Source organism: Roseomonas sp. CAU 1739, assembly GCF_039839775.1.
GTDB lineage: Bacteria > Pseudomonadota > Alphaproteobacteria > Acetobacterales > Acetobacteraceae > Neoroseomonas.
In genome coordinates, this window is the sequence record NZ_JBDOQQ010000009.1 from 186,453 (window position 1) to 199,515 (window position 13,063).

Genomic DNA, 13,063 nt, shown 5'->3' on the forward strand with positions numbered 1-13,063 from the left:
AAGCTACCGGGATGGAACGTCCACCGAGCACGGCGCAGCGCCGCGCGGCCTTTCGCGCGATCCTTTCGGGAAGCGCCTGCATCCATCCCGCCTCCGTGCACGACCCGATCGCCGGGCGCATCGCATCCGACCTCGGTTTCGAGGCGGCGATGTTCGCCGGGTCGGTCGCATCCCTGACCGTGCTCGGCGCGCCGGACATCATTGTTCTCACGCTGTCCGAATTCGCCGACCAGGCGCGACGGATCTGCCGCGGCGGCGCGCCTCCGCTGCTGGTCGATGCCGATCACGGCTACGGCAATGCGCTGAACGTGATGCGCACGGTCGAGGAGCTGGAGACCGCCGGCATCGCCGCGATGACCATCGAGGACACCGACCTGCCGCGCGCCCATGGCGGCGGCGAACCGGGCCTGCTGAGCCTTGAGGCCGGACTGGGCAAGATGCGCGCGGCGGTCGCGGCACGCGAGGATGCCGGGCTGACCGTCATCGCGCGCACCTCGGCCCTGAACCTGGTCAATCTCGACGAGGCGGTGCGGCGGGCGAAGGCCTATGCGACCTGTGGCACCGATGCGCTGTTCTTCACCGGCGTGAATGACTGGGACCAGCTCGCTGCGCTGCAGCAGGCGGCGAATGGCGTGCCGATCATCCTGGGCGGCACGCCGGCATCCATGTCGGACAAGGCGAAGCTCGCCGCCCATGGCGTGCGCGTCGCGCTCCAGGGCCACCAGCCCTTCGCCGCGGCGGTCGCCGCCATCCACGCGACGCTCAAGGCGCTGCGCGACGGCACGCCACCCGCGGAACTGAAGGGCGTGGCCCCGGCATCGCTGATGAAGACGGTGACGCGGGAGGCCGACTACGCCGCCTGGACCCGCGACTTCCTCTGACCCGGACGAGACAGAGCCATGCCGATCGAACCCGAAGCCCTCGCCGAGACCCAGACCAAGTACCTGGCCCTGCATGAATTCGTGAAGGCGGCGAAGAACCGCCTCGACGCCAATATGTGGGACTACCTGGTCGGCGCGACCGAGACCGAGACCACCATGCGCCGCAACCGCATGGGGATCGACGCGCTCGCGCTGCGCCCGCGCGTGCTGCGCGATGTATCGAAGATCGACAGCACATCCTCGCTGTTCGGCAAGTCGATCCGCCTGCCGGTGATGCTCGCCCCGGTCGGCGGGCTGGAATTCATGGCGGTCGGCCACAATGGCGCGGTCACGGCGGGCGAGGGGGCCTCGGCCTTTGGCGTGCCGATCATGCTCTCCTCGGTTTCCAAGCCCGGGCTGGAACAGGTGGCAGCGGCGACGCCGGGGTCGAAGATCTACCAGCTTTACGTGCGCGGCGATGCCAGCTTCATCGAGGACAGCATCCAACGCGCCAAGGGCAATGGCTATGACGCCTTCTGCCTGACCGTGGACACCGCGATCTATTCGCGCCGCGAGCGCGACATCGTCCGCCGCTTCGCCAAGCCCTGGCGGGCGAGCGCGACCGGCGAGGCGCAGATGCGCCAGGCCATGCTGAACTGGGACGATGTGAAGCGCATCAAGGACCAGCACCCCGACCTGAAGCTGATCCTTAAGGGCGTCGGGACCGGGGAGGACGCGCAGATCGCCGTCCAGCACGGCGTCGAGGTCGTCTATGTCTCGAACCACGGTGGCCGCCAGCTCGATGCCGGGCGCGGGTCGATCGAGGTGCTGCCCGAGATCGTCCAGGCCGTCGGCGGACGTGCCAAGGTCTGGGTTGATGGCGGCTTCTCGCGCGGGACCGACGTGGTCAAGGCGCTGTGCCTCGGTGCCGAACTGGTCGGGCTGGGTCGGCTGTACTGCTATGCGCTGGCGGCCGATGGCGCGGCGGGCGTGGTGCGCATGCTCGAGATCCTGGAGAACGAGATGCGCTCGGCGCTCGGCCTGATGGGTGTCACGGCCATCGACCAGCTTGGCCCGGGCTTCGTGCATGCGGCGATGCCGACCAACATGCCGCATGTCCACAGCGCCTTCCCGCTGCTGCGGCTCGACGATTCCGGATATTGAACGGCCCCCCGGCGGCGGCGGGACGCTCACCCCTCCGCGAGCTGTTCGCCAATCCGGATTTCCGCCGCCTGTGGGCTGCGGGCGGCCTGACCAACGCCATGCGCTGGCTGGACATGCTGGTCAGCGGCCTGTTCACCTTCGAACTCACCGGCTCCGCCTTCGCCGTCTCGCTGGTGCTGATGGCTCGCGCCCTGCCGATGCTGCTGGTCGGTGCCCTGGCCGGTGCCCTGGCCGAGAGCCTGGACCGCAAGCGGCTGCTGATGGCCGGGCAGGGGGCGCAGGTGGCGGGCGCCCTGGTGATCGCCGGGTTGGCGGCGGGCGGCTGGCTTGCGCCGTGGCACCTGTTCCTTAACGGCATGATCGGTGGCTTGGCCTGGACCAATGAACTGGCCACCCGCCGCCGGATGGTCGCCGAGGCCGCCGGCCCGCAGCGCATCGTCCAGGCGATCGCCATCGACACCATGTCGGCGAGCACCACGCGCATGCTTGGGCCACTCGCCGGCGGATTGTTCTACCAGACGGTCGGCATCACCGCGGCCTACCTGATCGCGACGACCTGTTTCCTGGCCGCGCTCCTGCTGGTGAAGGGCGCTTCGCACAGCCAGCAGCGCCGGGTGCTTCGGCCGCGCCACCTGGCGGCCGAGGTCGCCGAGGCGGCGCGTATCGCGCTCGCCCATCCGGCCCTGCGGATGGTGCTTGGCGTCACCCTGGTGATGAACATCTTCGGCTTCTCCTACAGCGGTATCCTGCCCGCCTTCGGGGCTGTCGCCTTCCAGGCCGATCCGGTTGGCATCGGCCTGCTGGCGGCCGCCGAACCCTTCGGTGCGCTGCTGACCGGCTTGGCGCTCGCGCTGCGGCGTGGCGCGGCACCCGATCGCACCCTGCTGGCGGTCGGCGCGGCCGGCTTCCTGTGCGTCCTGATGCTGGCCGCCCATGCGCCGTCCCTGCCACTGGGGGTCCTGCTGCTGGTGATCGGCGGCCTCGGCACCGCGGCCTTTTCCAGCCTTCAGACCGGCATCGTGATGATGCAGGCGCCGCCCGAGGCACGCTCCCGTATCCTCGGCCTGACCACGACCTGCATCGGCACCGGCCCGCTCGGGGTCCTGCTGATGGGCGCGCTGGCCGATGCGCATGGCCCGCGGCTTGCCATCACGGTCATGGCGCTGATCGGACTGGCCGGACTCGGGGTCGTCATGCTTTTCACGCGGCGGTGAGCCGGTTGCACGCCGTGGGTTGTGCGCACAACCATTGGTCGTGGTAATGGCTTCGTGCCGGGGGGTATGTCGGGCCGCGGCCCGACCCACTGGCGTAATGAGGGACCTTCGCATGCCGCCTGACCGGGCCACCCACCGCATTCTGGTCGTCGAGGACGAGGCCCTTGTGGCCATGCTGGTCGAGGACGCGCTGGAGGAGGCCGGCTTCGGCGTGATCGGACCGGTCCGCTCCGTCATTCAGGCGCTCGAATCGCTGGAGGCCGAGGTTCCGGACGCTGCGGTCCTCGACCTGAACCTGGCAGGGGAGAATTCAGTCGCCGTTGCCGACGCGCTTGTCGCGCGCGGCATCCCCTTCGTGGTCGCCACGGGCTATGGCGCGGCGGGTCTGCCGGCGACGCACCGCAATGCGCTGGTGCTGCCCAAGCCCTATGATCCGGCCGACCTGACCGCGATGCTGACGCGGCTATGCGAGCGCCGCCCGTAGAGCGGCTTGCGTTCGACTGCACTCATGCAAACCGCTCTGACCCGTTGCTGGAGCAGGCATCGTCACGCGCCTGACTGATTCCAGTCCGGCAGCGGCCAACTCCGACGTCCGCTACACGGCCGCGCTGTGCCGACCGCCGGCCGGGGCCAGGAAGGCATCGAAGCATGCGGCGAAATGCCGCAGGAAGGGCCGCCCCGCCTCGGTCACCGCCAGGCGTCCGGTTTCCCGGCGCAGCAGCCCATCGGCCACCAGCCCGTCGATTCGCGGCGCGGCATCCGCCATGACCGACGACGGCACGGCGGCGAGGTCGATCGCCGCATCGCACATCACCCGTTCGATCAGCGCGCCGCGCAGCCGGTCCTCTGCGTTCAAAGGCCGGCCGCGCGCGACCGGCAGGCGGCCCGCCTCCACCGCGGCCAGCCAGCGGCGCTCATCCGCCTCGTTCTGCACGAAGCCCGCCGGCGTGCGGCCGATCGCCGAGGCGCCGAAGCCGAGCAGCCAGGGCGCGGTGTCGGTGGTGTAGCCCTGGAAGTTGCGCCGCAGCGTGCCGGCCGCGGCGGCCTGCGCCATCGAATCGGACGGCCGGGCGAAATGGTCGAGCCCGATGGCGACATAGCCCGCGCCGGTCAGCACCCGCGCCGCCGCTTCCGCCTGGCGCATGCGCAGCGCCGCGCCCGGCAGGTCCTCGGTGCGGATGCCCTTCTGGTGGGCCTTCATCCAGGGCACATGCGCATAGCCAAAGACGGCGACGCGATCGGCGCCGCAAGCGGCGGCGAATCGGGCCGAGGCCTCCACATCCGCCACGCCCTGCGCCGGCAGGCCATATATCAGGTCCATGTTGATCCCGGCCACGCCGGCCGCGCGCAGGCCGCGCACCGCGGCCTCGACCTGTGCGGTGGGCTGCACCCGTCCGATCAGCGCCTGCACCACCGGGCTGATGTCCTGCACGCCGAGGCTCGCGCGGTTCAGCCCGAGTCCCGCCAGTGCGGCGATCGCCGCGTCGTCGAGGCTGCGCGGGTCGAGTTCGGCGGCCACGTCCGCCCCGTCGCGGAAGGCAAACAGGCGCCGCAGCGCGGAGACCAGTTGCACCAGCCCCGCGGCGCCCAGCGCGGTCGGCGTGCCGCCGCCCAGATGCAGCGCGGCCACGCCGCCATGGGCAGGCATGAGCGCCGCGACCATCGCGGCCTCGCGCTCCAGCCCGGCGGCGTAGCGTGCGATGCGCGCGGATGAGCGCGTCACCGCCGTGTGGCAGCCGCAATACCAGCACAGCGCGTGGCAGAACGGCACATGGACATACAGCGAGAGCGCGTCGTCCGGCCCGCAGCCCGCCAGCCAGCCGGCCACGGTCTCGGCCGGCAAAGGTGCGAAGTGCGGTGCGGTCGGATAGCTGGTGTAGCGCGGCAGCGGCAGGGCCGCATGGCGCAGCAGAACGTCCTCGGCGGGGTCGGCGCTGGTGGTCATGCGGCTGTTTTCCCGCTGTGACCCGAAGCACGCTTTGCGCTTCCGCAAAGGGGGTGCGGTCGTTTCACCGGGACAGCGCGCCTGAAACGCTTCATCCTCCGGCCCGCCGGACCGGGCGCCGCTGTTTCAAGACGCGGAGAGAGGCGGCTATGCTGCGCCCGGGGCAAAGGAGCGGGTTTATGTCCGTCGAGTTGAGCCAGGAGACGCGACTGCTTCGGATCGATACTTCGACCGACAAGCACTTCGTGCTGCGTCGCGTCGAGGCCGTCGAAGCGATCTCCCGGCCGTACGTCGTGCACGCCGAGGTGCTGAGCACGAGCGCGGATATCGCCGCCGCGGACATGATCGGCCAGACCGCGCTGGTGACGATCACCCGCGACGAGACGATGCAGCCCCGCCAGTTCCACGGCGTGATCAATGCCTTCCGGCGAATCGGCACCTTCGGCACCAGCTACACGGCCTATGGCTTCGAGATCGTGCCCAGCTTCTGGAACCTGACCCGCACCTCCGATGCGCGGGTGTTCCAGAACGAATCGGTGCCCACCATCGTCAAGAAGCTGTGCACCGAGGCCGCCGCCGCTGTGCCGGTCTTCATGTCGGCGCCGGAGACGCCGCGGCCGTACTGCATGCAGTTCAACGAGACCGATTTCGACTTCTGCCAGCGGCTGATGGACGAGACCGGCTGCGGCTACTACTTCATCCACGGCGACAACGAGCACATCATGCTCGTCGCCTCGGCCGCGGCCGACTACCTGCCGATCTCCTCGGGGCCCTACAGGGTCAGCGCATCCTCCTCGGCGTGGGACTCGCTGACCGGCTTCACGCGGCAGGCGCGGCTGAAGCCGGGCGCCGTCCGTACCCTCGACTATGACCTGGCCAAGCATTCGAACCTGCTGGATGCGACGACGCCCACCGCGCTGACGGCGATCCAGAACGACCCCGCCTTCCAGATGTTCCACTGGCCGGGCGGGCAGCACACCATGGCGGATGCGGATCCGGCGCTGCTCGCCATGCAGACCTACGAGGCCGAGGCCGATATCGCGCGCGCGACCGGCTACGACCCGGCCTTCATCGCCGGCTGCAAGATCACCGTGCAGATCGACCCGAACGAAGACGCGACCACGACCTGGTTGCTGACCCGCGTGGTCCACAGCGCATTCGATGAGACGCATATCGTCGACGGCGGCGGGGCGGGCTATTCCTGCTCGATCACGCTGATGCCCGACGACCGGCCCTTCCGCCCCGCGGCGCCGCGGCCGCGCCCGATGGTGCCCGGGCTGCAATCGGCCATCGTGGTCGGCCCCGATAATGAGGAGATCTACACGGACAAGCTGGGCCGGGTGAAGGTCCGCTTCCTGTGGGACCATCATTGGCCGAAGGACGACACGGCCTGCGAGATCTGGGTGCGCGTGGCGCAGCCCTTCGCCGGCAAATGGGGCGGCACCTTCTTCCTGCCGCGCATCGGCGACGAGGTGCTGGTCGGCTTCGTCGACGGCGATCCGGACAAGCCGGTGATCGTGGGTTCGCTGTACAGCGACGACGCGCCGCCGCCCTTCCCGATGCCCGGCAAGAAGGAGCAGGGCGGCTTCTCGACCCGTTCCTCCAAGAAGGGCGGCACGTCCAACGCCAACATCCTGCGCTTCGACGACACCAAGGGGTCGGAGGAGTTCTTCATCCAGGCCGAGAAGGACATGAATGTCCTTGTCAAGAATGCCCGGACGGAGACCATCAATGTCGGCGACTTCGACGGTGACGACACCTATCTGCTGAAGAACGGCGACAAGTACATCACCCTCCAGAAGGGCGACTTCCTCACGCATCTTGAGGAGGGCAACCACTACCGTGTCATCGACAAGGGCAATGACGCGCTTTTCGTGAAGAAGGGCGACCGCATCGTCGAGGTGACCGAGGGCGACCACATCGTCATCGTCAAGAAGTCCGACCACTACACCGAGGTGAGTCAGGGCCACCACGATCTCGTCGTCGGCCAGGGCAACCAGTCGGCCGAGGTCAATGGAAACATCAAGCAAACGTCAAAGACCGGCAACATCACGGTCAAGGCGACAGCGGGCAAGATCGAGCTGAACGCGGCCCAGGAGATCAAACTGGTCTGTGGCGGCAGCACCATCACGATGTCGCCCTTCCAGATCGAGCTGAAGTCGATGATGATCAAGAATGACGCGCAGATGATGTTCGAAGCCAAGGCTGGTCTGATGAGCAAGGTCGAGGGCATGATCAACCAGGTCGAGGGCAGCGCCGTGACGATCGTGAAGGGGGGCATCGTCCTCATCAACTGATGACCGAAGTCCCTGCAAAGCTCGCCGGGCCGCTCGCACCGCTGGTGCCCCGGCTCGAACTCGATCCCGATGGCGAGAAGGCCATCGCAGGCGCCGATTCCGCAGCCGCCGGCGTCGACCGCCTCGTTGCCGCCGGACGCCACCAGGACGCCGTGAAGCTGCTTGCCCACGCCTTGCCGAAGCGCGAGGCGGTGTGGTGGGCGTGCATGTGCGCGCGCGGCGTGCCGGGCGCCGCGCTGCCTGCGGAGGACGCCGCCGCGGTCGATGCGGCGGAGGGCTGGGTGCGCCGGCCCGATGAACCCGCGCGCCGCAAGGCCGCCGCGGCCGCCGAGAAGACCAAGTTCGCCACCCCCGAATCCTGGGCAGCCATGGGTGCTTTCTGGAGCGGTGGCAGCATGGCGCCGGAAGGCCAGATGGCCGTCCCGCCGGCCGACCACCTGACGGCGACGGCGGTCACCGGCGCGGTGATGCTCGCCGCCACGCGCCATGCGCCTGAGAAGGCGCAGGACCGGCTGGAACGCTTCATCGTCAGCGCGCGCGACATCGCCGGTGGTGGCGCTGGCCGACTGCCGCCCGAGGAAGCTCCGCCTGCGCCACCGCCCGCGGCTGCGCCGCCCGGGCCGATCCAGCGCAAGGTGATACCGCCGCCGCCTCCGCCGGCACCGCGGCCGAGGATGCCGTGACGGCGCGCATCGTGCCGGCAGCCTCGGGGGGGACGAACCGATGGAACTGACCCTGACCATGATCCGCTGTCCGGACAGCGTGGTGCCGGAACAGCGGCGCGTGCCCGGGGGCGACTTCGTCATCGGCCGTGGCGCCGATGCAAGCTGGGTGCTGTCCGATCCGGACCGGCTTCTGTCGAAGCACCACTGCGTGCTGGAATTCCGCGGTGGCGGCTGGCAGCTGCGCGACCTGTCGACCAACGGAACCTTCATCAATCACGCCGACGCGCCGGTCGGGCGCGACCAGGTGAAGATGCTCGATGATGGCGACCGGCTGCGGCTCGGCGCCTATGAGATCGAAGTGCGCGTCGCGATGGCAGGCGGCCAGTCGGCCGGATCCGCGTGGGGCGGCGGCCTGCCCGAGGCCGCGCCGCCGCAGCATGGCGGTGGCTGGGACCAGCCGGCTGCCACGCCGGGCTGGGCCGCGGCGCCTGCCGCTCCGCCGCCGGCCTGGGGTGGGCAGGACCAGGGTGGTGGCTGGGGCGCGCCGCCGCGCGATGAACCGCTGCAGCCGCGCCTGCCGGGTGATCCCTTCATGGGCGCCAAGCCGCCGACGACCGGCATGCCCGGCCTGCCGAGCGGCAGCGGCATGCCCGCTGATTTCGATCCCTTCAATGAGGGGCCGGCGATGCCGGACCACCGGCCGGCCTCGTCGGACGCCTTCATGCCGCCGAAGCCGATGCAGCAGGTCTCGGTGATCCCGGACAGCTGGGATTTGGGACCGACGCCCTCGACCCCGGCCGCGCCGCCGCCGCCCGCACCGTCAGGGGGGGCGTCGCGTATCCCGGACGACTGGAACATCGACCTGTCGCCGGCGCCGGCGGCGCAGCCCGCACGGCCGCCTTCCAGGCCGGACGCCGCTGCCGCACCGCCGGCGGGGGCGCCTGCTCCGGATCCCTTCGCGCCACCGCCAGCCCACCCGCCCGGCCCCGATCCCTTCGCGCCACCGCCCGCCCGTCCGGCAGGGCCCGATCCTTTCGCGGTCGCCCCGGCTCGGCCGGCGGGCCCGGATCCTTTCGCGCCGCCGCCGATGCGGCCTGCAGGCCCCGATCCCTTCGCACCGCCGCCGCCCGCGCGTCAGGCCGAGCCCGATCCCTTCGCCGCGCCGCCGCCCTCGCGGCCCGGTGGACCCGATCCCTTCGCTGCGCCCCCCGCAGGCCCGGACCCCTTCGCGACGCCGGCGGCCTATGCGCCGCAGCCCGCCGCCCCGCCGTCCGGGCCTGACCCTTTCGCGCCGCCGGCCCCGCGCCCGATGCCACCGGCCGGACCATTGCCCGGCGCGGCCGACCCGTTCGCCGCCCCCCCGCCGATGGCGCCCCATGTGCCGCAACCGGCGCCGCATGCGGACCCCTTCGCCGAGCCGCCCCGCGCCGCCCCGCCGCCGGCACCTCCGCCGGTGCATGAGGCCCCGCCACCGACGCCGCGCCCCATTGCCGCCGCGCCCTCGGCCGGCGGTGCCGATGCCGGGCTGGTGGCCTTCCTCGCCGGCGCCGGCCTGCCGCCAGGGCTCGCCGCCAATGCGGATCCCGAAGCAGCTTTGCGCGCCATGGGCGCCGCCTTCCACGCGGCGATTTCCGGCATGCGCCAACTGCTGATCGCGCGGGCCGATGTGAAGCGCGAATTCCGCATCGAGCAAACGATGCTGCGCTCCGCCGGCAATAACCCGGTGAAGTTCGCCGCTTCCGATGAACAGGCGCTGGCCTCGCTGCTGACCGCCGGCCCGCAGGCCGGCCCGCGTGCGGTGCGCGAGACGGTCGAGGACCTGACCGCCCACCAGGTGGCGACGCTCGCCGCGACCCAGGCGGCCGCCCGGGCGCTGCTCGCGCGGCTCGCACCGGAAGGGATCGAAGGCACCGATGGCGGCGGCGGCGGGCTTTTCGCCAGCAAGGACAAGCGCCTGTGGGAGGCCTACAAGCGTCTCCACCAACAGGTGACCGAACAGTTCGACGACGATTTCGACAGCGCCTTCGGCAAGGAATTCGCGCGCGCCTACGAACAGGCAGCGCGGCGAGACGGTTAGGCCGGGGCACAAGGGGGCAGGGCGCGGATGCTGTGGCACGACAAGGTGGTCTGGCAGGAGGGCATGTTCCTCCGGGCGCAGCATTTTCAGCAGCAGGACCGCCATGCCGAATGGATGCTCCAGGCGCGCGCCGCGCCGCTGCGGTCCCACCCCTGGGGCATCACGGAGCTGTCGCTCGACCGTGACCTGTTGGCGGCGGGCAAGTTCGCCATCGCCTCGGCAACCGGCATTATGGAGGACGGCACAGCCTTCTCCGTCCCTGGCCATGCGGACCAGCCATCGCCGCTCGACCTGCCGGAAGGCACGCGCAACTGCGTCGTCTACCTGGCCCTGCCGGTGCGCCAGCCCGGCAGCCCCGAGATCGCCTTCATCGAAGGCCCCGACACCGCCAATGCCCGCTTCGGCATGCGCAGCTTCGAGGCTTTCGACACCCATTCGGATGCGACCGTCCCCGCCGAGTTGCAGGTCGGCCGCCCACGCCTGCGCTTCATGCTGGAAACCGAGGAACGCGCGGGCTTCTCCACCATCGGCCTGACCCGCGTGGTCGAGGTGCAGGCCGATCGCCGCGTCGTCGTCGATGAGCGCTTCATCCCGCCCTGCCTGCGCGTGTCGGCCACGCCGCCGCTGGGCAACCTGGTGGGCGAACTGGTCGGCATGCTCGGCCAGCGGGCGGAAGCGCTCGGGGCGCGCCTGTCCCAACCGGGCGCGCGCGGCGTGGCGGAGGTCGCGGACTTTCTGCTGCTGCAGGCGGTCAATCGCTGGCAGCCGCTGCTCGCGCACTGGGCCGATGCGGGCAACGTCCATCCGGAATCGCTCTACGCCGCGCTGGTGCAGCTGGCCGGTGAGCTCGCCACCTTCACCGATCCCAAGCGCATGGCCGCGACCTACCCGGCCTATCGGCATGAGGACCTGCAACGGTCCTTCGCGCCGGTCGTCGCCGATCTGCGCCGGTCGCTGTCGATGGTGCTGGAGACCAACGCCGTCTCCATCCCGCTGCAGGAACGCCAGTTCGGCGTGCGCGTCGGGCCAATCGTCGACCGCAACCTGCTGCGCGCCAGCCAGTTCGTGCTGTCCGTGCAGGCGGATCTGCCGTCGGAACAGCTGCGCCGCGTCTTCCCGAACCAGGTGAAAATCGGCGCCGTCGAGCACATCCGCGAATTGGTCAACGTGGCGCTGCCGGGCATCCAGGTGCGCCCGCTTCCGGTGGCGCCCCGGCAGATCCCCTTCCATTCGGCCGCAGTCTATTTCGAATTGGACCGCGGCAGCCCGCATTGGGCGCAGATGCAGAATTCCGGGGCCTTCGCCATCCATGTCTCCGGCGATTTCCCGAACCTCAAGATGGAACTCTGGGCGATCAGGGGTTGATCCCCCGGATGTCCCGGCCTGACCCGAAGGACGCGGCGCGATGAGCGACAATCCCTTCGCCGAACCGAATGACAGCGACCGCACGGTGGTGCGGGGCCCGGGCGGCGCCGCGCCGCCGCCCCGACCCCAGCAGCCGCAGCCCGGTTTCGGCGCCCCTTCCGCGCCCGTCGGCGGTTTCGGCGGCCTGCCCACAGGGGCGGCGCCGGCCGGCCGTGCTGAAGCCGCGCCGCGCCTGGCCGGTGAGGCCGAGGCGCTGCCCAAGACCGGCATCGGCCCGCTCGCCGCCGCTGCGCAGCCGCTGCTCGACCTGCAGGGGCGCCTTGCCAATGCCGGCATGACCGCGCCGCCGCAGGGCGAGGAACTGCGCGAGCGCGCGCTGCGCGCCTTCCGCCAGTTCGAGGTCGATGCCCGCGACGCCGGCGTCAGCGCCGAACAGGTTCGTGCGGCGCACTACATCCTCTGTGCCAGCCTCGACGACGTGGTGCTGTCCTACAATTGGGGGCAGGGCAGCGTGTGGTCGGTGCAGTCACTGGTCGCGACCTTCCATCAGGAAGTGAAGTCGGGCGACCGCTTCTTCGATGTGCTGGCCGGCATGCAGAAGGACCCTGGGCGCTGGAAGGATGCGCTCGAAGTGTCCTACCTGTGCCTGTCCATGGGCTTCCAGGGGCGCTATCGGCTGTCGCCTCGCGGCGCCTCCGAACTCGACCAGATCCGCACCGGGCTCTACCAACTTCTGACGCAAGTGCGCGCGCCGTGGGAACGCGAGCTGTCGCCGCATTGGAAGGGTGTCGATGCGCCGCATCGCGGCCCGCGCCGCGGCATCCCGGCCTGGGTCGCGGCCTGCGTCGCCGTGTTCGCGCTGGGCATGGGCTATGCCTGGCTGGCCAATGCGATGAATGAGGGCTCGGATGGCCTTTATGAACGCATGGCCGCGTTGCCGCCTGGCATGGTGCCGGAGATCGAGCGCTCCGCCCCGCCCGTGCCGCCCGCCCCGCCGGCACCGCCGCCGCGCAACCTGCCGCCGCCGCCGCCGGATTTCCTCGCCACGCTGCGCCAGTTCCTCAAGCCCGAGATCGACCAGGGCCTGCTGACGGTGTTCGGTGACGGGCGCTCCGTGACCGTGCGCATCAAGGGGCGCGGCATGTTCGCCTCGGGGTCGGCGACGGTCGAACCGCGCTTCGTGCCCATGCTCGAACGCATTGGGCAGGGGCTGCGGACCGAACCGGGGCGCGTGCAGGTGATCGGTCATTCAGACAACCAGCCGATCCGCACCGTGCGCTTCCCGTCCAACTTCCATCTCTCGCAGGCGCGGGCCGAGGCATCCGCGGCGATCATCTCCGCCGCCACGGGGGATGTCGGCCGCTTCACGGTCGAGGGCCGCGCCGATGCCGAACCCATTGCCGACAACAGGACAGCCGAGGGCCGGGAGGAGAACCGGCGTATCGAGGTCATCCTGCTGAGGGGTACGAACTGACC

Annotated in this window: 10 protein-coding genes; 9 read left to right on the top strand and 1 reads right to left on the bottom strand. The window is 70.6% G+C overall.

Features of this window, described 5'->3' with window-relative positions; all coding sequences use genetic code 11:
- The first annotated feature begins 11 nt into the window (after window positions 1–11).
- From AAFN86_RS16370 to AAFN86_RS16385, 4 genes are all read left to right on the top strand, one after another.
- Entirely contained in the window at window positions 12–881 is an 870-nt protein-coding gene (locus tag AAFN86_RS16370) for an isocitrate lyase/PEP mutase family protein (protein WP_347544427.1), read from the top strand.
- Between the two features lie 18 nt (window positions 882–899).
- Window positions 900–2,024 carry an alpha-hydroxy acid oxidase gene (locus AAFN86_RS16375; protein ID WP_347544428.1) on the top strand — a complete coding sequence of 375 codons (1,125 nt, stop codon included), beginning with the start codon at window positions 900–902 and terminating at the stop codon, window positions 2,022–2,024.
- A complete protein-coding gene (locus AAFN86_RS16380; RefSeq protein WP_347544429.1) occupies window positions 2,021–3,238 on the top strand; it encodes an MFS transporter in 1,218 nt (405 codons plus the stop codon). The genes AAFN86_RS16375 and AAFN86_RS16380 overlap by 4 nt, the downstream gene beginning before the upstream one ends.
- Window positions 3,239–3,350: 112 nt before the next feature.
- Window positions 3,351–3,722 carry a response regulator gene (locus AAFN86_RS16385; protein ID WP_347544430.1) on the top strand — a complete coding sequence of 124 codons (372 nt, stop codon included), beginning with the start codon at window positions 3,351–3,353 and terminating at the stop codon, window positions 3,720–3,722.
- A gap of 111 nt (window positions 3,723–3,833) precedes the next feature.
- Here the strand turns inward: AAFN86_RS16385 and hemN are convergent, their stop codons facing one another.
- Entirely contained in the window at window positions 3,834–5,183 is a 1,350-nt protein-coding gene (gene hemN / locus AAFN86_RS16390) for an oxygen-independent coproporphyrinogen III oxidase (protein WP_347544431.1), read from the bottom strand.
- Between the two features lie 179 nt (window positions 5,184–5,362).
- Here hemN and AAFN86_RS16395 point away from each other — a divergent pair, with 179 nt between their 5' ends.
- From AAFN86_RS16395 to tssL, 5 genes are read left to right on the top strand one after another with little or no spacing between them, the layout of a single operon-like run.
- Window positions 5,363–7,480, top strand: coding sequence for a type VI secretion system tip protein TssI/VgrG (locus tag AAFN86_RS16395; RefSeq protein ID WP_347544432.1), 2,118 nt, complete (start codon window positions 5,363–5,365; stop codon window positions 7,478–7,480).
- Window positions 7,480–8,163, top strand: a complete 684-nt coding sequence (locus AAFN86_RS16400) for a DUF6931 family protein (RefSeq protein WP_347544433.1) — start codon at window positions 7,480–7,482, stop codon at window positions 8,161–8,163. The genes AAFN86_RS16395 and AAFN86_RS16400 overlap by 1 nt, the downstream gene beginning before the upstream one ends.
- Window positions 8,164–8,203: 40 nt before the next feature.
- Window positions 8,204–10,222, top strand: a complete 2,019-nt coding sequence (gene tagH / locus AAFN86_RS16405) for a type VI secretion system-associated FHA domain protein TagH (protein WP_347544434.1) — start codon at window positions 8,204–8,206, stop codon at window positions 10,220–10,222.
- 27 nt (window positions 10,223–10,249) lie between these two features.
- Complete coding sequence (gene tssK, locus AAFN86_RS16410) at window positions 10,250–11,587, top strand: type VI secretion system baseplate subunit TssK (protein WP_347544435.1); 1,338 nt, start codon at window positions 10,250–10,252, stop codon at window positions 11,585–11,587.
- Between the two features lie 40 nt (window positions 11,588–11,627).
- On the top strand, window positions 11,628–13,061 hold the full coding sequence (tssL, locus tag AAFN86_RS16415) for a type VI secretion system protein TssL, long form (RefSeq protein ID WP_347544436.1): 1,434 nt from the start codon (window positions 11,628–11,630) through the stop codon (window positions 13,059–13,061).
- The last annotated feature ends 2 nt before the right edge of the window (window positions 13,062–13,063 follow it).